Origin of the sequence: Actinocatenispora thailandica, from assembly GCF_016865425.1 — a bacterium.
Classification (GTDB): domain Bacteria; phylum Actinomycetota; class Actinomycetes; order Mycobacteriales; family Micromonosporaceae; genus Actinocatenispora; species Actinocatenispora thailandica.
The window spans coordinates 659,454-684,771 of sequence record NZ_AP023355.1 but is presented as its reverse complement, the minus strand read 5'-3'; the positions used below and the strand labels follow the sequence as shown (position 1 = coordinate 684,771).

The following is a 25,318-nucleotide window of genomic DNA, read 5'->3' as shown; positions in this document are numbered from 1 at the left end:
TGCGCAGGATGAATCGCGAATGGACGGAAGAATGACGAAAGCGCGGCGGCGATGCCGGTGGACTGGTTAGCGCTCCCGTGATAGAGGCAGCTCGGCGTTCAGAATCCACTGCGCCACGCCGACCCGGGAACGACAGTCGAGCTTCCGCATGACGTGCCGCAGATGATTTATAGCTGTCCACTCGGAAATGTCCAGATCTACGGCCACCTGCCGGTTGGTGTGACCCGCCGCGACCAGCCGCGCCACCTGCAGCTCGCGGGCGGTCAGCGGGGTCTCCGGCGTGGCCGACCGGGGGGTCACCGGGGCGGGTGCTTCGGTACCCCCATCGCCATCGCCACCGCCTCCGACACCGAGGCGACGTGCCCCTCCTGCCGCCCCCGCCGAAACGCCGGCTCGCCGACCGCGTCCTGCAACCGCACCAGCGCCTGATCGAGCATCCCGGGCGGGCAGCCCGGGTACGCGGAGCCGGCCGCCGACCGGATCGCCTCGGCGGCGCCCACCAGCCGGACGGCGTTCGCCCGCTGCCGCGGATCCCGGCTCCGCGCCGCCACGATGACCAGCGACTCCAGTGCGAACGCCACCCCGGGCAGGTGATGCAGCTGGTGGAACAGCTGCAGGCCGGACTCGATCCGGGACCGCGCGGCGGACTGGTCGCCGGCCGCACCCGCCACGGCGCCCGCCCGAACCGCCAGTACCGCCTCGACCAGCGTGTCGCCCGCCGACGACGCCGCGTGCCGCGCGCACAACCGGGCGGCGGTGGTCAGGTCGCCGCGCAGCAGCGCCAGCGTCGCCATGCCGTCCGCGACGAGCATCCCGGCCATCCCGACACGCGCGCCGCGCGCCCGGCTCTGCGCCCACCGCTGCGCCGCCTCGTCGTACTGCCGGCGCACCAGGGCGACCTGTCCGAGCAGGCCGAGCGCCAGCGCCTCCCGCCGGGTGTCGCCGGTGCGCCGGCAGCGGGCAGCCACCTCGACCAGCAGCGAGCGGGCCCGCCGGTCCTGCCGGAGGCAGGCGCAGAGCCCCCCGTACAGCAGCCAGCCGGAGACGTCCGCGCTGGCCGGGTCCGCCCCCGCGAGGTGGCGCCCCAGCCAACCGTGCGTCGCCGCGACCTGACCGCTGGCCACCACGTACCGGCTGACGTCGAGGATCAGCGAGAGCACCGCGGCGGCGCGCCCGGTGTCGACGAGGTGCCGGCAGGCGTGCCGCAGGTTCTCGTGTTCGACGCTCAGCGCGCCCAGCGCGGCGGCCTGGCGCGGGCCGGACAGGTCGGGCGCGAGGGCCCGCGCCCGCTCCACGAAGTACCCCGCGTGCCGGTCCGCCAGCTGCTCCGCCCGGCCGGTCCGACGCAGCCGGTCAGCCGCGTACAGCCGGGTGGTGCGCAGCATCCGGAACCGCGGTTCGCCGTCCGGCCGGTGCGTCGCGACCTCCACCAGCGACCGGTCGATCAGCGTCTCCATGGTGCGCTCGGCCGCCGCCGGTTCGGCGCCGGCCAACGCCTGAACCGCGGCCAGGTCGAACCCGCCGGAGCACACCGACACCGAGTCGAGCAGGTCGTGCTGCGCCCGGCTGAGCCGTTCGACGCTCGCGCCGATCGCGGACCGAAGGGACCGCTGCGGTGCCGGTCCTTCGGTGTCCTGCGGTTCCAGCACCGCCAGCCCGTCGGCGAGCCGGCGCAGCAGCGCCTTCGGCCTGAACAGCGTCGTGCGGGCCGCGGCGAGTTCGATCGCGAGCGGGAGCCCGTCGAGCAACCGGCAGATCTCGGCCAGCGCCCGGTAGTCGTCGGCGGTCGGCCGATACCCCGGCCGGACGCTGCGGGCCCGGTCGACGAACAGTTCGATGGCCGGCACCGCGGCCAGTGCGTCGGGATCCGAGTCGTCGGGGGTACCGACGGGCAGCGGGCCGACCGGGAAGACCTGCTCGCCGTAGAGGTGCAGCCGTTCCCGGCTGGCGATCACGAACCGCAACTGCGGGCAGACCGGCAGCAACGACCGGACCAGGGTGAGCACGGCGTCGCGCTGCTGCTCGGCGTCGTCCAGCAACACCAGCCCCCGCCGGACCAGAACGTGCTGGTCGGAGAGTTCGGCCGCGCCGACGGTGTGCAACAGCCAGAGCAGGTCGTCGGCACCCGGATCCGGGCACGGCTCGCCCCCGCGACGCGGTGCCGGCTGCCCGTTCGGCCGCCAGCGCTGCAGGAACTCCCGCGCCAACCGCGACTTGCCGACCCCGGCCGGACCGACCAGCGAGATCACCCGCGGCCCGTCGGCGCCCGCCAGGCGCGCCAGCTCCGCCAATTCACGTTCCCGGCCGATGAAACGACCCCGTGTAGCGCCGAATTCAGGCACGCGCAACCCCCGGTGCACACAGATCCCGCCCGCCGCGATCGGCTCGCAGCCAGACCGGCGGTCCCAGCAGCCGCTCAGGGTAATCGCATCGACTTAGAAGAAGACTTACTCCATGATTCTTGCGGTCACGACAGTTGAATGCGCAATGAAACGTCGGCCGCTGGTTCGAACGGCGGATGCGGGGCGGGAAATGGCCACCGAGGTCGGTACCGAATGGGCTCGGGGACCAACAACGGATCGGTTCTGTCGCGAGTCGCCGGACCGAATTTAGGGAATTCCCTGAAACCCGCTGAACGCACCCCTAGAACGCGGACGCGACACCGGACAGCCGCGCGCGCAGCGCCCGCAGCGCCTGGCCGCCGAGGTCGCAGGCCTCCCGCAGCGCGCGGCGATCCGGCTCCGGCAGCTCCGGCCGGCCGGCACCCGGGCCCGGCCGTACCAGCGTCACCGCCTCGGCCAACCACCCGTCCGGGGCGTCGACGCCGAGCATCGCGGCGAGCTGGCGGAACCGGTGCACCGGATCGGCCAGCACGTCCTCGTACCGCAGGTACTCGATCCGGTCCGCCGGTACCGCGGCCAGCTCCCGCACCCCGTCCGCCACCAGGTGGGACCAGATCATCCCGAACACCGGGAGCGGGATCGGCTGCGACATCAGCGCCGCGCCGTCGAACCGGTCCGGCAGCAGGCAGCGCAGCTCCGGTGGCAGCCGCGCGGCGTGCTCGGCGGACGGCGACAGGTACGGATCGACGCCCAGGACGTCCATCATCTCCAGCACCCGTACCTCCAGCCGGAAGGACGGGTGCCGGCTCATCGACGCGGACGCGGCCGGGCCGTCCCGGTCCAGGTACAGGTACCGGGCGGCCGGGAAGCAGGCGCGCAGACCCGGCACGAACCGCAGCGACGCGCCGGAGCGCTCCACCACGACGTCCCGGTCGAACCGGTCGCACAGCCAGTCGAACAGCCGCCCGTACTGCTCCGCCACCGGCGCCCGGCCCCAGCGGGGCACCGCCGCCGCCAGCTCGTCGAACACCTCGTCCGGCCGGTCGGACAGGTGCGGCAGCGACACCAGGCAGATCGGCGGCACGCCGGTCTGCGCGGTGAACCGGCCGGAGCCGAACGGGTACAGGTACTCCCCGGGCGCGACGCCGTGCCGCAGCTGGGTCATCGCCTTCGACCGTGGGGTGCTCAGGATCCCCCAGAAGCGTTCACCGTCGATCTCCCCGGCCGGGAACGCGTCCGGGTCCAGCGAGGTGAAGAACTCGCTGAGGCTGAGCACCCGCGGGTGCCGGTTCAGCACCGTCGACAGCAGGGTGGAACCGCACCGACCGGTGCCCAGGACGACCGTCAACGGGCGCATCTCGTACCGCTCCTTCTCGACTGTGTCGCCGGGGTCAGTAGGCGGCCCGGTTGGCGGCCGGCGCGTGCCGCGGCACGTTCACCGTCCGGTCGCCGCCGCGCCGCCACAACAGCACCGCGATCGCCACGTACCAGATCAGCGGCAGCAGCGTGGCGAACACCGGGTACAGCACGCCGTAGCCGAGGTTGGTGTTGCCGGTCATCCACAGGTAGCCGGTGGTGAACACGGCGCCGATGCCGCCCAGCACGCCGAGCCAGCCGACCCAGCGGGGCAGCCGCGAGCCGAGCAGGATGGCGAGGCCGTACCCGATCGGGGCGAGCCCGGTCATCGCGGCGAGCGAGCCCAGCTCGGTGCCCAGGGTGTCCCGGACCCCCTCGGCGAAGATCGGCACCCACTCCGGCCGGGTGGCGGCGTTCGCCTGCTCCCAGCTGGTCGCCAGGTACTCGTGCAGGTAGCCGTCGTGCACCATGGTGACCAGGAACATCCCGGCACCGCAGATCGCCAGCCCGCCGGCCGCCCGGGCGAGCGGCCGCGCCGGCCCCTGCTCCAGGATGTCGCCCAGGCTGAGCAACCCGACCAGCTTGAGCAGCACCACGAAGGCGAACACCAGGTGCACCACGAGCCACACGTTGCGGGCCGCGAGGATCCCCTTCAGGTACGTCAGGGTCGGCACGTCGCCGAACGGGTCCTGCACGCCCAGTTCCAGAACGACGGTCACCACCAGCCCGGCGGCGACACCGAGCAGCGTCGCCGCCGCGCCCAGCCGGTACACCGACCGGCGCACCGGTACGGCCTGCGGCTGGGCCACGGCCGCGCTCTCCAGCACGGTCATCTCAGTCACCCACCGCGTGGTACCCGCCGTCGGCGTGCACGATCTCGCCGTTGGTCACCGGCATCCAGTCGGACAGCAGCGCGATGCAGGTCCGGGCCACGGGCTCGACCGCGTCCGCCTTCCATCCCATCGGCGCCCGCGCCGCCCAGGCGCCCTCGAACTCGCCGAAGCCGGGGATGTTGGACGCCGCCATGGTGCGCAGCGGGCCGGCCGCGACCAGGTTGCACCGCACCCCCTTCGGCCCCAGGTACCGCGCGAGGTAGCGGTTGCAGGACTCCAGGCCGGCCTTCGCCACCCCCATCCAGTCGTACGAGGACCAGGCGAACCGCGCGTCGAAGTCCATCCCGACCAGCGACCCGCCGGTCCGCATCAGCGGGGCCACCGCCATCGCCAACGCCTTCAACGAGTACGCCGACACGTGCATCGCGTGCGCCACGTCGTTCCACCGGGTCTGCAGGAACTCGCCGCCCAGCGCCGTCTCCGGCGCGAACGCGATCGAGTGCAGCACCCCGTCGAGCTCGTCGACGTGCTCGGCCACCCGGTCGGCCAGGCTGTCGAGGTGCTCCTCGTTCGTCACGTCCAGCTCCACCACCGGCGCCGGCGCCGGCAGGCGGTTCGCGATCCGCTTCACCAGGCTCAACCGCCCGTACCCGGTCAGCACCACGGTGGCGCCCTGCTCCTGCGCCAGCCGAGCCACCTCGAACGCGATGGACGCCGTCGTCAGTACCCCGGTGACGAGGATCTTCTTCCCGTCCAGGATTCCCATCGGCAGTACCCTCCTCCAGTTCGTACCGCTCAGTCGACGGTCGGCATCGCAACGGATTCGACCGGTTTGCTGCCGGCCGCCACCACCTCGACGACACCGGCGCGCTTCAGCAACTTGATGAAGTTCAGCTGGATCTCGTTGAGCTCGCCGCGCAGCTCGCGGTAGCTTCGCGGCCCGGACGACAGCGCCTTCCACACCACCACACCGCCGTCCTGGTCCGGGAAGCTGCGCACCTCGCGGTCCGCGCCCGGCACCGAGAACCGGTGGCACACCTCGGGGTTCGCGACCGGCGACGGCAGCACGTCGCCGTTGGCGACCGGGTCCCGCCAGTACCGCGCGACGGCGTCCCGGTACTCGGCCGGGATCTCGAACGACACCGGCGGCAGGTTCCCCTTGAAGCCGGGCAGATCCAGCCCGAGGCTCTCCCGCATCGTGGCGCCGTCGACGATCCGCACCACGTCGTCGTCACCGGGATCACCCGGATCGGCCAGCCCGAGCGCCCGCACGTACGGGCCGTCCGGGTCGAGGTCCTCCGCCGCGTAACTGTGCTTGGTCATGGTGCGCAACAGTTCCGCGTCCATCGCCGTACTCAGCAGGATCTCGAACGTCTCCTCGCGAACACCCAGGTCGACGGTGTTGCCGCGGGACTTCCAGTACACGCTCTGCGGGTGGTTCTCGCCGATCGCGTGGTACCACTGGTCGATCGACAGCGAGTACGTCTCCGCGATGGCGTGCCACTCCCGGTCGTAGTCGGTCCACACGTCCCGCTTGTACTGCTCGGGAACGTTCGGATCGACCGCGGTACGAATCAGGGTCGCGGCCGACAGCGCGTGGTGCATCGCGAACGCGACGCCGGACGAGAACAGCGGATCGACGAAGTACGCGGCATCGCCGACCAGCAACCACTTGTCGTCGAAGTCGACGAACTCGTCGTTGATCATCGAGTAGTTCGTCGCGGTGCTCATCTTGCGCCGGATCGGCGTGCCGTCGGTGGCGAGATCGCGGATCAGCGGGATCCGGTCGATCGTCTTGCGGAACACGTCCGGGTCGGTGAAGTCCTTCCCCTCCTCACGCAGCACCTCGGGCACCGTCACGATCCCGATCGAGTGGGTGACCACCCAGCGACCGTCGATCCTCTTCGGTACCGGAATGAACCAGGCCCAGCCGTCCTCGAACGCGGAGCACACGATCGGCGACTTGCTCTCGGCGTGGAAGATGTTCCAGTCGCGGTCGATCGAGTAGCCGTGCCGGCAACCCGTGTAGTGCTGCCACACCGCGATGTTGCGGTACGCGGACAGGTGCTGGCGCTTCTGCGGCGAGGTGATGCTGTTGCGCCGACCGGACGCGTCGACGAAGAACGTCCCGTGCACGGTCCGGCCGCCGGCGAGGCGCACCTCGCAGCCACCCGGCAGCGGCGTGTAGCCCTGCACCGACGTCTCCTCGAACACGTGCACACCCAGCTCCTCGGCGTGCCGCAGCAGCAGGTCGTCGAGGTCCTCCCGGTTGACGTGGAAGGCGAAGCGGGACTCCCCGTCCTCGGCCCAGTGCGCGTGGTCGAAGAAGCCGGCCGTCGGTTCGGTGCCGTCCCAGTAGAAGATGCCGCCGAACTTCTTGACGGTGAAGTCCGCGTTCGCCACCTTGTCCAGGATTCCGATCTCCTGCATGGCGGAGGTCGACGGATGGGCGAGCGACTCGCCGATGTGTTCCCGCGGGAACTTGACCTTGTCGAAGATCGCGACACTCAGGTCCGTCGTCCTGGCCAGCTGCGCACCCAGGGTGGATCCGCCCGGCCCGCCACCCATGATGATGACGTCGTAGTGGGTACCGATCTCACGGCTCATTGTGGCCCCGATTCATCTCTCGCCCACCTCGTGGCGGGGGAACGGCCCGCCAGATGTGCCGTACTCGGACGTCGGCTGTCAGCGAGCGGATTCGACCGGACACCGCCGTCGCACCATCACCGCGGCGCCCGGGTGCACACAGCGTGCCAGCATTCCCGCAACGGCCGACCGAGAACATCACCGAAGTGTTTGTCGGCAACCAATCTCGGTGCGGAAATCGGCAGTATGGTCCGCATCGGAGGCTGCGCACCCACCATCCCGTCCGTGGCACCGCACAGCTGCATCGCGCTCCCCACAGCGAAACATCCACACGCAGGCCCATCACCCGGGCCGGTCGACACCGGCGACGGGCGACGTTCGGAACCGGTACGGCAGCCGCGAGGGGCGGGCGACGGGCGGGAGAACGCGTTGAGCAACGACTACGGCAAGCTGCTGTCGATCCGGTACACCAAGGGTTTCGTCATCACCGGGCTCATCGGGCGGCTGCCGATGTCGATGCTCGGGCTCAGCGGCATCCTGCTCGTCACGTCCACGGTCGGCTCGTACACGCTGGCCGGCATGCTCAGCGGCTCGCTGCTGCTGGCACAGTCGTTGACCTCCGCGCAACGCGGCCGCCTGGTCGACCGGTGGGGGCAGCGCCGGGTACTGCTGCCGGTGGTGCTGGCGCACACCGCGGCGCTGACCGCGATCCTGTTGTGCTGCCTGCTGCACGGTCCCGACCTGCTGCTGCTGGCCTTCGGATTCGTCGCTGGCACCACCTTCCCGTCGATCGGCGCGCTGGTGCGGTCCCGCTGGACCGACATCCTCAGCGGTCCGGACGCACCACCCGGCGCACCCGCGCTGAGCGTCGCGCTGTCGCTGGAGTCCGCGATCGACGAACTCGTCTACATCCTCGGCCCGCTGCTCGCCACGCTGCTGTCCACCTCGATCACCGGCGCCGCCGGCTTCGTCGGCGCGATGGCCTGCACGCTGGTCGGCGGCGTGCTGTTCGCGACCCGCAAGGGTGGCGGCGGCCCGCACCCGCGACCGGCCGTCGACTCCGGTTCGGTGCTGCGCATCGGCGGCATCCGGGTCGTCGCCGCGGTGTGCGTCGCGCTCGGCACCATCCTCGGTGCGGTCGAGGCGACGATCGTCGCCTACACCAAGGAACACGGGCACACCGGGCTGTCCGGGCCGATCGTCGCCGCGTTCTCGGTCGGCAGCCTCGTCGCCGGCCTCGTGTACGGCTCGCGTACCTGGCGGGGTCGCGCGGCGAACCGGTTCGTGCTGTCGATCGCCTGCGTGCTCGTCGGCATGGTGCCGGTCATGCTGGCACCGAACACCGGCCTGCTGGCCGCCGGCGTCGTCGTCGCCGGTATCGCCCTGGCGCCCGCGCTGATCGGCGCGCACGAACTGATCCAGGAACTGGTACCGGCGGAGAAGATCACCGAGGGGTACTCCTGGGTGCAGACCACCGTCGGTCTCGGCCTCGGGATCGGCGTCAGCGCCGCCGGTACGGTCACCGATGCGCGCGGCGCCCACACGTCGTTCCTGATCGCCGGCGCCGCCGCGGCGCTCGCCGTGCTGATGTCGCTGCCGTTCCGCCGGGTGCTGGCCCGCGCCGCGGTGCACGAGCCGCAGTACCGCGGGACGCACCGCCGCACCGGTTGGGTGCCGAGGCACGCGATCCGCGGCGGTCAGGTCAGGTAGTCCAGCTCGGTCGTCATGCCGAGCGCCATGTGGTACGCGTTGTGGCAGTGCAGCAGCCAGCGGCCGGGGTTGTCGGCCTGGACCAGGATCGAGGTCGTCTTGCCCGGCAGCACCACCACGGTGTCCTTGCGCACGCCGGTGTCGGCCAGCGCGAAGGTGTGGCCGTGCAGGTGGATCGGGTGGGCCATGGCGCTCGCGTTGACCAGGTCGATGCGCACCCGCTCGCCTTGGCGTACCGGCACCGGTTTGCGGTGCGGCCAGGCGTGGTCGTCGATCAGCCAGGTCACCGGATGCGACGTGCCCTGGCTCAGCAGCAACCGAACCGTGCGGTCGACCGGCCGCTTCGGCAGCGCGGTGCCGGCGACCGGGCGCAGGTCCGGGTAGCACAGCAGCCGGCGGCGCAACTCCGCCGGCCGAGCGGTGGGCGGCGGAGTCGTGCCGGCGCCGGTGCGGACCACCGCCCGCGCGACACCCTTGCCGCCCTCGGCCGCGGCCACCAGCCCGAACGCGCCGTCGCCGACGGTGACGAGTACGTCGTACCGCTCGGCCATCCCGATCAGCAGCGTGTCCACAGTGGTCGGACGAACCGGCCAGCCGTCGGCGTGCGTCACCGTCATCCGGTGCCCGGAGAACGCGACCCGGTACGGGGTGGCGGCCGAGGCGTTGATCAGCCGGAGCCGCAGCCGCTGGCCGGGCCTGGCCCGGATCACGGCCGGATCCTCCGGCGGGCGCGCGTTGGCCAGGTGCAGCGGGTAGGTCAGTTCGGAGGTCATCGGCCCCCACGGCGACGACGGCGCCATCACCGGCCGTACGGTGCCGCCGGTGTGCCCGGCCCGCAGCTCGCCGAGGATCGCGTCCGGGGTCGGGCCGACCCCGTCGGTCCAGTCGTCCAGAACGATCGTCTCGTCGTGGTCGTAGTCGCCCGGCTCGTGCGGATCGGTGACGATCAGCGGCGCGTACAGGCCTCGATCGCGTTGCACCCCGACGTGCGAGTGCAACCAGTAGGTGCCCGGATCGGGCACCACGAACCGGTAGTCGAACGTGTCACCGGGCCGCACCGCCGGCATCGTCACGTCCGGCACACCGTCCATGTCGTTGCGGATCCGGAGCCCGTGCCAGTGCACCGTGGTGGCCGCCTCGAGCCGGTTCACCAGCCTGGCGTGCAACCGGTCGCCGGCCCGGACGCGTACCGCGGCGGCCATCGGACCGCCGTCGTAGAGCCAGGTCCGCGCCTGCCGCCCGGCGAGGTCGAGGGTGCCCTGTTGCGCGGTCAGGGTGACCGAGGTGGTTCGCCCGGACCAGTGCCGCCGCTGGTCGGTCCGCTCGACCACGGTGTCGTGCGGCCCGACCGTACCGGCGGGTTTCGGCTCGTCCGGCCCGAACTGCCGCCTGCCGCTGCGCCACCACCAGGTACCGGTCAGGGCCGCGCCCACCACACCGACGCCCCCGGCGAGTACCGCCCGCCGGCCCGGGCCGGTGCGCCGGTCCGGCTGGTCGGGGTCCGGCTCGGGCGCCTCGCGGTCGGGCATCAGCTGTGCCCGGCCCGCACCACGAACGTGCCGACCATGCCGTGCTTGGCGTGCCAGGAGCACTCCATCCGGAAGCTGCCGGTGCGCGGTACGGAGAAGGTCACCGACTGCGTCTCGCCGCCGACCACGATCGCGATCTTGGCCCCGCTGATCCCCTCGACCTCCCACTCGTGCGGCATCGATCCGGTGTTGTGCACCCGCACCGTCACCCGACCCGGATGCACCTCGACCTTCGCGGGCTGGAACCGCATCTGCTGGGTCGCGTCCAGCCGGACGACCTGGTCCTTGCTGCCGGCACCGCCGCCGTCTGCGCGCGCGGACGGCGTGGCGGACGAGGGCGTGGGATCCGCGGTGGCGGAGGCGCCGTGGTGGGTGCTCGCCCCGTGTGGCGCGGCCGACCCGGACGTCCGGCCGTTGCAGCCCGCGACGGTAGCCAGCAGGGTGAAGCCGGCCACGGTGCCGACGGCCAGCCGCCGCAGCGGCGACCCGGCCGAGGTGCGCCGGAACTCACCGGTCGATCGGTATGCGTTGCGCGCCATGCCAAAGATCTCCGTTTCCACACCGCGGCGTCCGCTCCGGTGCACCCCGGGGCGCCGGACGACCGGCCGTCAGGCCCGGCCCGGCACCGCTGTCAGCTGGTCCAGATATCCGTGCGCGAGCTCGGCGGCCAGGGCGGTCCCGACCCGTTCGGGGCCGAGACCAGGTGCACCACGAGCCCGTCGATCAGCGCCTGCAGGCGACCGCCTTCCCGCACCAGGTCGAGGTCGGCGGGCAGTTCACCGGCCTCGACCGCGGCGCGCAGCAAACCGACGAACACCTCGTTGAGCCGGGTCCACACCTCGGCGGCCATCGGCGCCAGCTTGGCGTCGGTCGTCGCCCGGGACACGAAGGCCAGCCAGACGAGCGCCTCCTCGCGTCGCTGCACGTCGAGCGGCAGCAGCTCGTCGATCACCGCGTGCGCCCGGCCGAGCAGTGTCGGCTGCACGCACGAGGCGTCGAGCCGCTGCTCGATGCGGTCGTCGACGCGCCGCAGAGCGAACTGCAGCAGCTCGTCCTTGGTCGTGAAGTAGTACCGCATCGATCCGATCGACCAGCCGGCCTCGTCCGCGACGACGCGGAGCGAGACGCCGGCCAGCCCTTCCCTCGCGATGACGCGGCAGACCGCGTCGGCCAGCTCCCGCCGACGCGCCTCGTGATCGACTTCCTTGGGCACCCAGTCAATCTAGCACGCTCGTATTAATACGTCTATGTTAATATCGCGGTGCTAATTCAAGCGCGCCTGAAACGGGGAGGCCACGCCATGGCCATGCGTCGATCCCGAGTCCTGCTGACCGTCGCCATCGCGGTCGTCGTCGTGCTCCTCGGCGTCGCCGGCCTCTTCGTCTGGGCATACCAGCACTTCGTCGAGCGCGAGCGGTTCACCGTGGCCGAGGGGACGGTGACCATCGAGCACCACACGGTGCCGAAGCTCGGCGACATCCTCGTCACCGACAAGGGATACCCGCTGTACATGTTCCCGCCGGACCACCAGTCCGAGGTGACCTGCACGGGCAACTGCGCGGAGAACTGGCCCCGATCGTGGTGCCGGCCAGCGGCCATCTCAAGGCCGGGCCCGGCGTGCGCGCCGACCTGCTCGGCACCCGGACCGCACCGAACGGCAAGCACGTCGCGACGTACCACGGGTGGCCGCTCTACGTGTTCATCGGAGACGACAAACCGTACAAAGCGACCGGGCAGGGCGAGGTCACCGACGGCGGTGCGTGGTACGTGCTCAACCCGGCCGGCGACGTGGTGACCACCGGCGGCAAGCACAGCTGACGCTCCCCCGACCGCGCATCGCCCGGTACGACGGTCCGGCGCGCGCGGCCAGCGCCGGCGCCGGGCCGGCCGCGGCGGGCACGGTCGGCCCGGCGCGGGTGGTCGGTGCGGCACGCCGCGCCCGGCGCGGTCCGGGCCGTCGCCGGAGGCCGGCGATCGGCACCCGTCGATTCCGCCCCACCCACGCCGGTACCGGCGTCGTTAGACTCGGCCGCATGACCAGTTCGGCGTCGATGACGACGCTTCCGGCCGGTGCCGGCGCCGCGGAGTTCGCGGCCGAGGTGACCGCGACCGCGGCGTCACTGCGTACTTTCCTGCACGGCCTGCCGGGGGTGGACAAGGTCGGTGCCGACCAGCGGGCGGCGACGCTCGCGACCCGGTCGATCAAGACCACCGCCAAGCAGTGGGCGCTGGACCTGGCGATCCGGATGGTGGATCTGACCACCCTGGAGGGCGCGGACACCCCGGGCAAGGTCCGGGCGCTGTGCGCGAAGGCGATGCGCCCCGACCCGGCCGACCGCGGCTGCCCGCCGGCCGCCGCCGTCTGCGTCTACCCGGCGCTGGTGCCGACCGCGGTGGAGACCGTCCGCGGCTCGTCGGTGCGGGTGGCGAGCGTGGCGACCGCGTTCCCGTCCGGGCAGGTGCCGCTGCCGGTCAAGCTCGACGACGTGCGCGCGGCGGTGGCCGCCGGCGCCGACGAGGTCGACATGGTGATCGACCGCGGCGCGTTCCTCTCCGGCCGGTACGACGAGGTGTTCCGCCAGATCGTCGCGGTCAAGGAGGCCTGCGGGGCGGCGCACCTGAAGGTGATCCTGGAGACCGGCGAGCTCGGTACCTACGACAACGTGCGACGCGCGTCCTGGCTGGCGATGCTGGCCGGCGGCGACTTCATCAAGACCTCCACCGGCAAGGTGTCCCCCGCCGCGACGCTGCCGGTCACGCTGATCATGCTGGAGGCGGTGCGCGACTTCCGCGAGCTGACCGGCCGGCAGATCGGCGTCAAGCCGGCCGGCGGGATCCGTTCGGCGAAGGACGCGATCCGCTACCTGGTGCTGGTCAACGAGACCGCCGGGGACGACTGGCTCGACCCGGACTGGTTCCGGTTCGGCGCCTCGTCGCTGCTCAACGACCTGCTGATGCAGCGCAGCAAGCTCGCCACCGGCCGGTACGCCGGCCCCGACTACTTCACCCTGGACTGATCGCGATGGCCTTCGAATACGCACCGGCACCCGAGTCACGGTCCATTGTGGACATCCGCCCGGCGTACGGGCTGTTCGTGGACGGCGAGTTCGTCGCACCGACCGACGGCGAGTCGATGAAGACGGTCGACCCGGCGACCGAGGAGGTGCTCGCCGAGGTCGCCGTCGCCGGCCCGGCCGACGTCGATCGCGCGGTGGCCGCCGCCCGCAAGGCGTACCAGCGGGTCTGGGGGCCGATGCCCGGCACCGAGCGCGCCAAGTACCTCTACCGGATCGCCCGGATCATCCAGGAGCGGGCCCGTGAGCTGGCGGTGCTGGAGTCGATCGACAACGGCAAGCCGATCCGGGAGTCCCGCGACGTGGACATCCCGCTGGTCGCGGCGCACTTCTTCTACTACGCCGGCTGGGCCGACAAGCTCGGCTACGCCGGGTTCGGGCCGAACCCGCAGCCGCTCGGGGTGGCCGGCCAGGTCATCCCGTGGAACTTCCCGCTGCTGATGCTGGCCTGGAAGATCGCACCGGCGCTCGCCGCCGGGAACACCGTCGTGCTCAAGCCGGCCGAGACGACGCCGCTGACCGCCCTGCTGTTCGCCGAGATCTGCCAGCAGGCCGACCTGCCGGCCGGCGTGGTCAACATCCTCACCGGCGCCGGCGACACCGGCCGCGCGCTGGTCGAGCACGGCGACGTGGACAAGGTCGCGTTCACCGGATCGACCGAGGTCGGGCGGCAGATCGCCCGCTCGGTCGCCGGCACCCGCAAGCGGGTCACCCTGGAACTCGGCGGCAAGGCGGCGAACATCGTGTTCGCCGACGCGGCGCTGGACCAGGCGGTCGAGGGCATCGTCAACGGCATCTTCTTCAACCAGGGCCACGTCTGCTGCGCCGGCTCCCGGCTGCTGGTGGAGGAGTCGGTCGCCGACGAGTTGCTGGCCCGGCTGAAGCGGCGGATGAGCACCCTGCGGGTCGGCGACCCGCTGGACAAGAACACCGACGTCGGCGCGATCAACTCGGCCGAACAGCTGGCGAAGATCCGGGCGCTGTCGGAGATCGGCGAGCAGGAGGGCGCCCAGCGGTGGAGCGCGCCGTGCCCGCTGCCGGACCGCGGCTTCTGGTTCTCCCCCACCGTGTTCACCGGGGTCACCCAGGCGCACCGGATCGCCCGGGAGGAGATCTTCGGCCCGGTGCTGTCGGTGCTGACGTTCCGCACCCCGGACGAGGCGGTCGCCAAGGCCAACAACACGCCGTACGGCCTGTCCGCCGGGATCTGGACCGAGAAGGGGTCCCGCATCCTGTGGCTCGCCGACAAGCTGCGCGCCGGCGTCGTCTGGGCCAACACGTTCAACAAGTTCGACCCGACCAGCCCGTTCGGCGGGTACCGGGAGTCCGGTTACGGCCGTGAGGGCGGCCGGCACGGCTTGGAGGCCTACCTTGCCCACTGAGCAGAAGGCGGCGCCGGCGCGGCTGGCGGTGCGCAAGACCTACAAACTCTTCGTGGGCGGGAAGTTCCCGCGCAGCGAGTCGGGGAGGTCGTACCCGGTGCAGGGGGCGGACGGCGAGTTCGTGGCGAACGCGGCGCTCGCGTCCCGCAAGGACGTGCGCGACGCCGTGGTCGCCGCCCGCAAGGCGTTCGGTGGCTGGTCCGGCGCCACCGCGTACAACCGGGGGCAGATCCTCTACCGCATCGCGGAGATGCTGGAGGGCCGGCACTCCCAGTTCGCCGACGAGATCCGCACCGCCCGGGGCGGCACCCGGTCCGCCGCCCGCGCCGAGGTGGACGCGGCGATCGACCGCTGGGTGTGGTACGCGGGCTGGTCGGACAAGATCGCCCAGGTGCGCGGCAACGCCAACCCGGTCGCCGGCCCGTACTTCAACCTGTCCGCGCCGGAGCCGACCGGCGTGGTGGGCATCGTCGCCCCGACCGAGCCGCTGCTCGGCCTGGTCTCGGTGCTCGCGCCGGCCATCGTCACCGGCAACACCGTGGTGCTGCTGGCGAGCGAGACCCAGCCGTTACCGGCGATCACCCTGGCCGAGGTGCTGGCCACCTCCGACCTGCCCGGTGGCGTGGTCAACCTGCTGACCGGGAAGGTCGCCGAGACCGCGCCGTGGCTGGCCGGGCATGCCGACGTCAACGCGCTCGACCTGACCGGGGTCGTCGACGGCGACCTCGCGGTCGAGCTGGAGCGCACCGCCGCCGACACGCTGAAGCGGGTGCTCCGGCCGCCGCTGGCCACGGTCGACTGGAAGGCCGAGCCCGGCACCGAGCGGCTCACCACGTTCCTGGAGACCAAGACCGTCTGGCATCCCCGGGGCGCCTGACCGGTCCATCTGGCATCCCCGGGGCGTCTGACCGGTCCGCGACAACCCCTCGTCGTACCACGGCGAGGGGTTGTCTGTCGTCCCGCAGAGAAACATTCACGTCGATCACTTGCCGACGGGTACGCACGCACAAGATCTCGTGCCAATATGGCGCAGGTGGCCCACCCCCCGGAGCCTGCACCATGCATGGCAGTCGACCTGTGCTACCCCGACCCGCCCGACATCGACCCGCGCGCCCTGACCGTCCGGATCAGATCGGCGCTGCCTGGCACGATGCTGGTGTGGGCCGGGCAGACGAACCTGCTGCTCCGACATGAGCGGGCCGATCCGGCCCAGCCGTACCGGCCGGATCCGGCCGACATCCTGGGCCTGCCGCCCGAGCACCACCCGTTCACCGAGGCCGACCGGCACCGGCGCGACCACCTGCTGCACACGGTCGCGTTCGGCACCGAGCCGCCGGCCGAGCGCGACCTGAGCCAGTGCTGGGCGTGGCCGGAGGCGAGCGCGACGCTGGTGGGCTGCCGGTACCAGATCACGATCAGCCAGCCGTTGGGCCGCGGTCGCGACTGCGCCGAGCGGGTCCAGGCGCTGCGGGCCACGGTGGACGCGGCGATCGCGCTGGCCCGGCCGCTCGCGACCTGGTGGCCGGCGAGCCAGCAGGCGCTGCCACCCGGCGCGCTGGTGACCCACCCGCTGACCGGCGTGGTGAACATCCGGCTGTTCCGGTCGATGTCCGATCCCGAGGTCACCCTCACCGACACCCTCGGCCTGTACGCGCTGGGCCTGCCCGACGTGCAGTGCCAGTCCCGCCGGCTGGACCCGAACCGGCTGTCCGACCTGCTGTTCGAACTGGCCGAGTACCTGTGCAAGCACGGGGACGTGCTGCGGCCGGGCAGCCCGGTGCCGGGGCTGTCCACCGACCAGCAGTTCGTGCCCGACCGGCAGGTGTCGATGGTGCCGCCGCACCGGATGGTGATCGACCTCGACCCGGGCCCCGGCTACCGGCCCTGACCGCAGCCGACCGGCGGGGTGCGTCGCAGACTAAGCTCGGCAGCCGTGAGCGCCACCGAGTTCGCCCGCGCCGTCGCGTTCGGGCACGCCTTCGCCCGCCGGCAGGCGGTTCGGGTGGTCGACGTGCCCGGCGGGTTCGGGGTGCTCGATGGCGAGTTCAGCCAGATCCACGACCTGAACCGGATCATCTGTACCGGGCCGGTCACGTCCCGTGAGATCGCCGCGGCGGCCGACGGCATGTTCGACGCGGCCGGCCTGGCGTACCGGCAGATCAGCGTCGACGGTCCGGACGGGGCCGAGCTGGTCACCGGGTTGACGGCCGCCGGCTACCAGGCGACCGGCGAGCTGCTGATGGCGTACCACGGTGGGCAGCCGCCGGCGGGCGTTCCGGTGACGGTGGTGCAGCCGGCCGTGCTGCTCGGGCCGGCCGAGCGGGCCTGGCGGGAGGAAGTGTCGGGCCTGTCCGACGGGACCTACCGACAACTCGCCGAGCAGCGGCTGCGCCGGCCGGCCGAGCTGACCCGCCGCCTCGCGGTACTCGGCGACGACGGCGCGCCGCGCGCCTGGTGCGAGCTGTACCTGTCGGCCGGCGAGCGGGTCGCCCAGGTCGAGGACCTGCTGACGCTGCCGGGCTACCGGGGCCGCGGCTACGGTTCGGCGCTGCTGTCGGCCGGTGTGGCGCAGGCTCGCGCGGCCGGCTGTGACCTGACGTTCCTGCGGGTCGAGGCCGACGACGGGCCGGTCCCGCTGTACCGGCGGCTGGGGTTCGAGCCGCTGGGTGAGGCACATCAGTTCCACCGGGCCGCGGGCCGGGCCTGACCGCGCGGCGGCGCCGGGACACAATGACCTAGACGCTGGAGTCCGGGACCGGTTCCCGGGCATGAAACGGAGGACGCCGTGGCTCGCCACCGCGCCGAACACGAGTCGGACGAGCCGACCACCGAGTCGGATGAACCGACGACCGAGTCGGACGAACCGACCGCCGAGTCGGACGCTGACGACACACCGGACACCGAGGACGAACACCAGGTCGACGAGCCGGAGCGGACCGAGGCGGTGGCCGAGTTCTGGTCGGACCTCGCCGTCGACCCGATCGAGATCGCCCTGCCGTCCGGGGTCGGCTACACCCTGCGCGCCTACCGCAGCCCGGACGAGGTGACACCGGTACCGGGCGCCGACCCGGAGCCGGCCGAGGAGACGGAGCCGGCCGAGGAGCCCGCCGCCGCGACGGCCACCGCCGCTGCCGAGGAGAAGTCCGGTACCGGCAAGGGCGTGACGGCGAAGGTCGCCGAGCCGGCCGCCGAGGACGAGGCCATCGAGGACGAGGCCACTGCGGGCGAGGCCGACGACGCCGAGTCCGACGGCAAGACCGCCCGGCGCGCGCGTGGCAAGGGCAGGAAGTCCGACGCCGCGGCGAAGGACGACGCCAGCGACGAGGACGCCGACGACGAGAACGAGGCCGACGGGGACGAGGACGCGGACGACGCGGAGCTCGACGCCGAGGCCGACGAAGACGAGGACGAGGACGAGGCCGGCGAGCCGGCCGGCCCGGACGAGATACCGGTGTTCCTCACCCAGCGGGGCAGGCTGCTGCTGTTCCGCACGCCCGAGGCGCTGGTGGAGTTCGTCCGCTCGGACGAGCCGCACTCGCTGCGCGGCGTCGAGCAGGCCGGGACGCTCGCCGAGCGCCTCGACAGCTCGCACGTCGCGCCGGACCCGGACGACCGCTACGAGCTCGATCTGCTGGTGAAGAACCTGCGCGGCGGCCACGACACGTGGGAGCCGGAGCTCGTCATCTCGGCCGGTGAACTCGCTCGTGACCTTGCGTACGCCCTGGATCTGCAGTCGGTGCAGACCTCGCTGGCACCCGGATCGCCGCTCGACGATCTGGACGACGCGATGCGGGGCCGGATGAACGGCGGCATCGCCGCGTTCCGGGCCCGCCGCCGGATGCGGAAAATCGGGGCACAACAGGCAGCACTCGCGTGGCGGACGATCATCGGAAAGATCAGTGCCGCTGTGGACTGGCGCGATTGACCCCTGACCAGGGAGCATCGGAGGCGGTAACCGGATGCCCGACTCGCCGACCGGCGGCTCAGGCATCCGTCCGGCGTCGGAGGTGTTGACGTGCGTGTGTACTGCGGCCTGGCATCGGCCGGGGACCGACTCACCGCTGCGGTGGTCGACGACGGCGGCCGGGTGGCCGCCCTGCAGCAGGTCCCGGACACCGCGGCAGGCTACGCGGAGGCGTTGGCGCTGCTCGCGGAGCGGGCCGACACCGCCGACCCACGCTGCGTCCCGATCGCCTGCGACGCCCCGGATCGGATCGTGCCGCGACTCATGGTGGCCGCCGGTCGTACCGCCTGTTACGTCGATACGTCCACTGTGGAGAGTCTGGCCGCGGCCGAACCGCCGGACGCGGCCGACGACGCACGCCGCGCCGTCGCGATGGCGCGCGGACTGTACGCGGGAGCGCTCAGCGCCGCCGGCCAGCCGCCGGCCGCCGAGTTCGCGCCGCTGCGACCGGCGTTGTCCGCGCACGCGGCGCTGACCGCCGCCCGCAGTTCCGCGGTCGCCGCGCTGCGCCAGGTGCTGCGCGAGCTCTACCCGGCCGCGCTGCGCGCCTTCCCGGACCCCGGGTCGGACACCCCGCTGGCGCTGCTGGACGCGCTGCCCGACCCGGCCCAGGTGGGCCGGGATCAGGACGAGAGCGTCGTCGCCCGGCTCGCCACCGCCGGCTATCCGGACGCCACCGACGCGCTCGCCGCGCTGCGGCAGGCGGTGACCGACACACCGGTACCGCAGCCGCCGGTCGCCGCCGTCGGTGCGACCGTCCGGCAGGCCGTCGCCGCCGTCCTGGCCTGCGACACCGCCGCCGGCGCGCTGATCCGGGAGGTGGCCGAGCGGCTGTCCGCGGAGGGGAGCGCGCCGGTCTCCACCCCGCCGGTGCGGACCGCGGCCCAGCCGGACCCCGACCTGACCGCGGAGTGGGCGACCACCCCGCCGGCCACCCCGATCGACCCGTTCCGGCCCGGCGTCCCGGAGCCGTCCTGGACCCCGCCCGCGCCGGCCCGGCCGGTCAGCGCGGCGCCGCTGACCTCCCGTGGTCGCGGGCCGAAGCTGCCGTCCCGGCCGATCCGTCCGGTGATGGCGCCGGCCGGCGAGGACACCACCCTGCAACTGCGCGGCAAGCGGCGGGCCGCCGAGCGGGACGACGACGCGGTACCCACCGAGCCGGCCCCGGAGCAGACGTCGACCAGCGCCGCGAACGAGCAGACCGCGGAGCGGCCGACGCTGCCCGGTGAGCCCGAGCCGCCGCGGCTGGACTTCTCCACCGACTTCCAGCCGACCGTGATCCTGGACGAGGCCGAGCCGACGCCGCCGACGCTGCACCCGGTGCAGCAGGGCGGCGCCCCGGCCGAGGACGACCTGGCCCCGGCCGCCGACCCGCTGGCCGACGCCGACCCGCTGGGCCCGGCCGAGGGCGCCTCGGTGACCGCGCTGTCCGACCGGAGCCACGGCCGGTCCCGGCGCGCCGAGACGACCTCCCGCAGCCGGCGCCGGTCACGCGGCGCCGAGCCGAACGCGCGCAACGTGTCCGCCGGCCCACCGCCGGTCGAGGAAGGCGACGAGGACTCCGAGCTGCTGATCTTCGCGGCGGCCCGGTCGGCCTGGTTCGCCGGCGAGCAGGCCGAGATGGCCTGGGAGAACCTGTCCGACGAGGGCTGGCGGGCCGCGGAGGCGGCGAGCCGCCCGGCGGTCGGCCAGAACACCGAGAGCGGCCTGCCGCGCCGGGTGCCGCAGGCGAACCTGGTGCCCGGCTCGCCGCTGGACGAGGCGGCGCCGGCGCCCATCGCACGGGACGCCTCGCAGCTCGCGGCGCAGACCGCCGGCTACTTCCGTGGCTGGCAGCGAGGTCGGCGCAGCGCCGGCCACGAGCAGCCGGAGCAGGCCGTGTCGTCCGGTTCGTTCTCCTCGGCGCGCTCGTGACGGAGCTGGAACTGTCCGCCAGCAGCCTGGGGCCGGTACTCGTTGCGCTGGTCAACCGGGTCCCCGGCGCGAGCCACGCCGTCCTCGCGTCGGTCGAGGGGGTGCCCATCGCCGTCTCGAACGGGCTGCCCGAGCAGCGCGCCGAGCAGCTGGCGAGCGTGGGCGCCGGCCTGCTGTCCATCGCGGACGGAGCCGGCCGCTGCATGGACGCCGGGGCGCCCCAGCAGGCGATCGTCGAGATGGCCGCGGGCGTGCTGATGGCGACCCCGGTCAGCACCGAGCTCAGCCTGACCGTCCTCGCCGTGTCCGACTGCGACCGGGAGCAGCTCGGCTTCGAGGTCGCGGAGTTCATCGACCACGTCGGCCCGCTGCTGAGCTCCTGAGGCGCCCCGCGCCGCCCGACACCCCGAGCCCGCTGCCCGACGCCGGAGCTGCACGCTGCGCTGCCCGACGCCGCAGCGCTCCCCGAGGCCGGGGCGTTCCCCGGCGCATCCCGGTGCCCCGAGCCTCGCGGCGCCGAGCCCGGCCGCGCCCGGCCGCACCCGGCCGGCGGCCACCTCCGCCGCTGCGGGGCTCGGCGGTACGGGCGGAGGCGGCCACCTCGCCGGGTCAGGTGGTCAGGTAGACGTTGTAGAAGATGGGCGTGCCGAGCACCTGGCTGAGCACGACGTTCTTGCACTTGGTGCCGGACAGCGTCACGTTCGACGTGTTGATGATGGGCACCACCGGGGCGTACTTCGTCATGATCGTCTCGTCCAGCTTGGCCCAGGCCGGCGCCGCTTCCTCGGCGTGCTGCGCGACGAGCTTCTCGATCTGCGCGTTGACATCCGGCTCGTTCAGGTACGAGTAGTCCTTGTTGCCCTTGGCCCGGATCGTGTTGCCGTTGAACAGCGGCGCGATGATCGACGAACCGCTCGGCCAGTCCGCCGCCCAGGTGTTGATGTACAGGTCGTACGGGTTGGTCTTGGTGCCGATGTTGTCGTAGTAGTTGGAGCTGTCGACCGGCTTCAGCACGATCTGGAAACCGGCGCGCTCCAGCGAGTTCTTGATGACCACGGCGGTGGCCTGGTTGGCGGAGATGTTGGAGTAGGCGTACACCAGCTTCGGCTTCTTGCCGCCGAGCAGTTGCTTCGCCTTCGCCGGGTCGCCGTGCACGCCGCCCGGATAGGCGTCGTACTTCTGGTAGCCGATGGTCAGCGGCGACTCCAGCGAGGTGGCCGGCTGGCCGGTCAGGTTGCCGCCGCGGGCCTGCAGGTACGCGCCGCGATCCAGGGCGTAGTTGAGCGCCTTGCGGGTGTTCAGGTCGGTGACCCGCTGGGTGTTGATCGCGAGGTAGCTGACGAACGGCGACAGTCCCTGCACCATCCGCTTCTTGATCGACGCGTCGCCGGTCACCTTCGGCAGCAGCGACGCCGGCACGTTCTCGTACTGCGTCGCGTAGGCGTCGTCGCCGTTGCTCGCTATCACCCGGTTGGTCTGCTGCACGTTGTCCGGGCCGAACTCGGCGACCAGCTTGTCGAAGTAGTCGTGCCGGACCGCGTCGGTCTTCGGATCCCAGTACTTGTTGCGCACCAGCGTCAGCGAGGTGCCGCGCAGGTACTTGTCGATCTTGTACGGCCCGGACGCGAACGGCCGCCGGTCGTACTTGGTCCCGGTGTCCTTGCTCGGCGGCACCGGCGCGGTGGTACCCAGCGACGCGGCGAACGGCAGGTCGCACTGCGGCTTGGCGAAGGTGAACGTGATGGTCTTGGCGCCGTCGACGGTCACGCCGGGTGGTGTCTTCGCGCCCCCGTCGTACGGCCCCTTGTACGTGGCGTTGTAGTCGTCGCTGTTCGCCAGCCAGCGCTGGATGTAGGTGGGGCCCTCGCCGAGCGTCGGGGAGAACGAGCGCGCCACCCCGTACGCCACGTCGGCGGCGGTGATCGGGCTGCCGTCCTCGTACTTGAGGCCGTCCTTGAGGGTGTAGCGCCACTGGGTGCAGTCGCCCTTGACGTCCTTGCCCGGGGTGGTGGCGAGGTCGCCGACCAGCGTCAGCTTGCCGTCCCCGGTCTCGGAGAACATCGTCAGGGTGCGAATGTAGAGCTGGTCCATCGACATCGCGTCGACCACGTAGTTGCGCTGCGGGTCGAGGTGCTCGAAGTCGGACTCCTCCAGGTAGTGGAAGGTGCCGCCGCGCACCGCACCGGGTACCGGCTTCGCCGGGCCCAGCGAGTCCTTCGGGTCCATCGCGATGGTGCTGCTCTGCGGCTTGTGCTTGCTCTGGGTCGAGGCGTCCGTGCCGGTGTTCTTGCTGCACGCCGCGACGCTCGCCGTCAGCGCGACCGCGCCGAGCACGGCCACCGCCATCCGTTGTCGCATCCGTTCCTCCCGCTCGCCGATCGTTCGTACGAGCCGGTGCGGGCGCGAGCGCCACGCCCCGGGAGCCGGCCCGGTACGGGGGTGTACCGGGCTTTATGGCGCAGGCCACGCCGCCGGCCATGACCAGTGAAATTAGCGGCGAATCCGGCGATGAACGTCACGGCGGAACAACGAGCGCGTCTCAACTTGATAGAAGGAAACTTTCATCATCTTAAGTGAAGCTGAAAAACACCGGCACGTGCCGGCCGGTGCCGGCCACCGCGCCGGCACGAAAAAGCGGCGGCCGGTGTCCGCGAGGGACACCGGCCGCCGCCGGAAGCGGGGTACGACTACTTGAGGTAGACGCTCGTGTAGACGTTGGTACCCAGGTCGGTCGACAGCTCGACACCGCCGACCTTCGAGCCGGTCAGCGACAGGCTCTTGTTGAAGTACACCGGAACGGTCGCGGCGAACTGGGACCACTCCTGGTCCAGCTTCGCCCACTCCGCCGCGGACTTGTCCGACGGCAGCTTGCTCGCGGCGTCCAGCTTCTGGTTGTACGCGTCGTTGTTGTAGTACGACACGTCGTTGTTGCCGTTCGGCTGGATGGTGCGACCGTCGGTCAGCACCGGCATCACCGCCGCACCGGTCGGCCAGTCGGCCGCCCAGTCGGTGATGTAGAAGTCGAACGGGTTGTCCTTGCGGCCCAGCTCGGTGAAGTAGTTCTCCGGGTCGACCGGCTTCAGCACGACCTGGAAGCCCGCCTTCTGGAACGACTGCTGCACCGCCGGCGCGATCCGCTGGCCCCACGGGTTGTTGCGGTAGCCGAAGATCAGCTTCGGCTTCTTCCCGGCCAGCAGTTCCTTGGCCTTCGTCGGGTTGCCGCTCTCGCCGCCGTTGAACGTGTTGTAGTTCTTCCAGCCGATCACCGTCGGCGACATCAACGTCGTCGCCGGCGTGGCCAGCGCGGAGCCGCCGACCGTCTGGATGATCGACTTGCGGTCCAGGGCGTACGCCATCGCCTGGCGGACCTTCAGGTCCTTCACGGTCTGGGTGTTGATCGCCATGTAGTAGACGAACGGGCCCTGGCCGCTGATGGTCCGGTCCTTCAGGCTCGCGTTACCGGTCACCTTGGGCACCAGTGCCTGCGGCACGTTCTCCTGCGCCACCGCGTACTGGTCCGGGCCGGCGTCCGCGATCATCCGGTTGGTCTCGGTGGTGTCCGTCGGACCGAACGTGTAGGTGATCGTGTTCGGGTAGGCGTGCCGGATCGGGTCGGTCTTCGGGTCCCAGTACTTGTTGCGCTCCAGGACCAGCTTGCTGCCCCGGTTGTACGTCTTGATCTTGTACGGACCGGAGGAGAACGGGTGCAGGTCGTACTTCGCGCCCTTGTCCTGCGCCTTCGGCACCGGCACCGAGGTCGGCAGCTGCAGCGCGAACGGCAGGTCGCAGTGCGGCGCCTTGAAGTGGAACAGCAGCGTCTTGTCGCCCTTGACCTCCAGGCCCGGGGCAATGTCGGCACCGCCGTTGTAGGGGCCCTTGTAGGTCTTGTTGTACACCGACTCGCCCGACAGCCACTGCGCCAGGTAGTGCGGGCCCTCGGCGATCTGCGACGAGAACGACCGGGAGATCCCGTACGCCACGTCCTTGGCGGTGATCGCGGAGCCGTCCTCGTACTTGAGGCCGTCCTTGAGGGTGTACTCCCAGTTCATGCACTTGTTGCCGTCGAGGTCCTTGCCCGGCCCGGTGGCCAGGTCGCCGACCAGCGTCAGCTTGCCGTTCTTGCCCTGCTTGAACATCGTCAGGGTGCGGGAGAACAGCTGCTCGGCCGACATGGCCTGCACCACGTAGGTGCGCTGGCCATCCAGGTGCTCGAAGTCGTTGGTCTGCAGGATCTGCAGGTCGCCGCCCTTCTTCGCGCCGGCGACGGCCGGCGCGGGGCCCTGCGAGTCCTTCGGGTTGGTCGAAATACCGCCAGTGTTCTTCGTGACGTTGTTTTCGTTGCCGCCGTTGCCGCTACCGCCCGTGTTCTTCGAGCAGGCGCCAAGAGCAGCGACCACGACCATGGCGCCCACGGCAGCCACAGCCATCCTTGGTCGCATCACATAACCTCCGCAACCTCGTTGGCCGCTCGGCTGAAGCACGCTCGCACCGGCGGCGCTGTGCCTCCCCGGCGCACTCCCGAAGGCACGGGAGAAGAACCGCCGACAAGGCTGTTTCACAGGGAACTTAGTCACATTGCCAGGCCGGCCGGTCACGAGCACGCAACGACACGGTCTCAGCGCGGCCTA

The 25,318-nt window shown here is 71.8% G+C and carries 21 protein-coding genes and 1 pseudogene; 11 read left to right on the top strand and 11 right to left on the bottom strand.

Features of this window, described 5'->3' with window-relative positions; translation table 11 throughout:
• Window positions 1-66 precede the first annotated feature (66 nt).
• The 6 genes from Athai_RS03175 to Athai_RS03150 form a co-directional block, all read right to left on the bottom strand.
• Complete coding sequence (locus Athai_RS03175) at window positions 67-300, bottom strand: helix-turn-helix domain-containing protein (protein WP_203960074.1); 234 nt, start codon at window positions 298-300, stop codon at window positions 67-69.
• Complete coding sequence (locus Athai_RS03170) at window positions 297-2,342, bottom strand: ATP-binding protein (RefSeq protein WP_275422358.1); 2,046 nt, start codon at window positions 2,340-2,342, stop codon at window positions 297-299. The genes Athai_RS03175 and Athai_RS03170 overlap by 4 nt, the downstream gene beginning before the upstream one ends.
• Before the next feature lie 301 nt (window positions 2,343-2,643).
• A complete protein-coding gene (locus Athai_RS03165; protein WP_203960072.1) occupies window positions 2,644-3,699 on the bottom strand; it encodes a sulfotransferase family protein in 1,056 nt (351 codons plus the stop codon).
• A gap of 34 nt (window positions 3,700-3,733) precedes the next feature.
• Window positions 3,734-4,540, bottom strand: coding sequence for a hypothetical protein (locus Athai_RS03160; RefSeq protein WP_203960071.1), 807 nt, complete (start codon window positions 4,538-4,540; stop codon window positions 3,734-3,736).
• A complete protein-coding gene (fabI, locus tag Athai_RS03155; RefSeq protein WP_203960070.1) occupies window positions 4,533-5,297 on the bottom strand; it encodes an enoyl-ACP reductase FabI in 765 nt (254 codons plus the stop codon). The genes Athai_RS03160 and fabI overlap by 8 nt, the downstream gene beginning before the upstream one ends.
• Window positions 5,298-5,326: 29 nt before the next feature.
• A complete protein-coding gene (locus tag Athai_RS03150; RefSeq protein ID WP_203960069.1) occupies window positions 5,327-7,138 on the bottom strand; it encodes an NAD(P)/FAD-dependent oxidoreductase in 1,812 nt (603 codons plus the stop codon).
• Between the two features lie 408 nt (window positions 7,139-7,546).
• On the opposite strand from Athai_RS03150, the gene Athai_RS03145 reads away from it, so the two are divergent.
• The gene (locus Athai_RS03145) at window positions 7,547-8,827 is read left to right on the top strand and encodes an MFS transporter (RefSeq protein WP_203960068.1); all 1,281 of its coding nucleotides are present in this window, start codon (window positions 7,547-7,549) and stop codon (window positions 8,825-8,827) included.
• On the opposite strand, the gene Athai_RS03140 is transcribed toward Athai_RS03145, so the two are convergent.
• The 3 genes from Athai_RS03140 to Athai_RS03130 all read right to left on the bottom strand — a co-directional run bounded on the left by Athai_RS03140 (window position 8,815) and on the right by Athai_RS03130 (window position 11,569).
• Window positions 8,815-10,356, bottom strand: a complete 1,542-nt coding sequence (locus tag Athai_RS03140; protein WP_203960067.1) for a multicopper oxidase family protein — start codon at window positions 10,354-10,356, stop codon at window positions 8,815-8,817. The two genes, Athai_RS03145 and Athai_RS03140, sit on opposite strands and share 13 nt — an antisense overlap.
• Entirely contained in the window at window positions 10,356-10,895 is a 540-nt protein-coding gene (locus Athai_RS03135; protein WP_203960066.1) for a cupredoxin domain-containing protein, read from the bottom strand. The genes Athai_RS03140 and Athai_RS03135 overlap by 1 nt, the downstream gene beginning before the upstream one ends.
• Before the next feature lie 92 nt (window positions 10,896-10,987).
• Complete coding sequence (locus Athai_RS03130; protein WP_203960065.1) at window positions 10,988-11,569, bottom strand: TetR/AcrR family transcriptional regulator; 582 nt, start codon at window positions 11,567-11,569, stop codon at window positions 10,988-10,990.
• Between the two features lie 87 nt (window positions 11,570-11,656).
• On the opposite strand from Athai_RS03130, the pseudogene Athai_RS35175 reads away from it, so the two are divergent.
• The 10 genes and pseudogenes from Athai_RS35175 to Athai_RS03080 all read left to right on the top strand — a co-directional run.
• Window positions 11,657-11,878, top strand: a pseudogene (locus Athai_RS35175) (hypothetical protein); the annotation flags it as partial.
• A gap of 56 nt (window positions 11,879-11,934) precedes the next feature.
• A complete protein-coding gene (locus tag Athai_RS03120; protein WP_203960064.1) occupies window positions 11,935-12,174 on the top strand; it encodes a COG4315 family predicted lipoprotein in 240 nt (79 codons plus the stop codon).
• A gap of 281 nt (window positions 12,175-12,455) precedes the next feature.
• Window positions 12,456-13,373, top strand: a complete 918-nt coding sequence (gene deoC / locus Athai_RS03115) for a deoxyribose-phosphate aldolase (protein WP_425544254.1) — start codon at window positions 12,456-12,458, stop codon at window positions 13,371-13,373.
• Between the two features lie 5 nt (window positions 13,374-13,378).
• The gene (locus tag Athai_RS03110) at window positions 13,379-14,812 is read left to right on the top strand and encodes an aldehyde dehydrogenase family protein (RefSeq protein WP_203960063.1); all 1,434 of its coding nucleotides are present in this window, start codon (window positions 13,379-13,381) and stop codon (window positions 14,810-14,812) included.
• Window positions 14,802-15,689, top strand: coding sequence for an aldehyde dehydrogenase family protein (locus tag Athai_RS03105; RefSeq protein WP_203960062.1), 888 nt, complete (start codon window positions 14,802-14,804; stop codon window positions 15,687-15,689). Before Athai_RS03110 ends, Athai_RS03105 begins: the two co-directional genes overlap by 11 nt.
• 186 nt (window positions 15,690-15,875) lie before the next feature.
• Window positions 15,876-16,700, top strand: a complete 825-nt coding sequence (locus Athai_RS03100; protein ID WP_203960061.1) for a DUF4261 domain-containing protein — start codon at window positions 15,876-15,878, stop codon at window positions 16,698-16,700.
• Window positions 16,701-16,745: 45 nt separating this feature from the next.
• Window positions 16,746-17,519, top strand: coding sequence for a GNAT family N-acetyltransferase (locus Athai_RS03095; RefSeq protein ID WP_203960060.1), 774 nt, complete (start codon window positions 16,746-16,748; stop codon window positions 17,517-17,519).
• A gap of 78 nt (window positions 17,520-17,597) precedes the next feature.
• Window positions 17,598-18,737, top strand: coding sequence for a DNA primase (locus tag Athai_RS03090; RefSeq protein ID WP_203960059.1), 1,140 nt, complete (start codon window positions 17,598-17,600; stop codon window positions 18,735-18,737).
• Between the two features lie 90 nt (window positions 18,738-18,827).
• Window positions 18,828-20,690 (top strand): IS110 family transposase, encoded by a 1,863-nt coding sequence (locus Athai_RS03085; protein ID WP_203960058.1) that lies wholly within the window; start codon window positions 18,828-18,830, stop codon window positions 20,688-20,690.
• Window positions 20,687-21,073: a roadblock/LC7 domain-containing protein gene (locus Athai_RS03080; RefSeq protein ID WP_239156685.1), complete on the top strand. Its 387-nt coding sequence runs from the start codon at window positions 20,687-20,689 to the stop codon at window positions 21,071-21,073. Before Athai_RS03085 ends, Athai_RS03080 begins: the two co-directional genes overlap by 4 nt.
• Window positions 21,074-21,299: 226 nt before the next feature.
• Here Athai_RS03080 and Athai_RS03075 read toward each other — a convergent pair whose 3' ends face one another.
• Together Athai_RS03075 and Athai_RS03070 are read right to left on the bottom strand one after the other, a co-directional pair.
• Entirely contained in the window at window positions 21,300-23,048 is a 1,749-nt protein-coding gene (locus Athai_RS03075) for an ABC transporter substrate-binding protein (protein ID WP_203960057.1), read from the bottom strand.
• A gap of 329 nt (window positions 23,049-23,377) precedes the next feature.
• On the bottom strand, window positions 23,378-25,111 hold the full coding sequence (locus tag Athai_RS03070) for an ABC transporter substrate-binding protein (RefSeq protein ID WP_203960056.1): 1,734 nt from the start codon (window positions 25,109-25,111) through the stop codon (window positions 23,378-23,380).
• Between the last annotated feature and the right edge of the window lie 207 nt (window positions 25,112-25,318).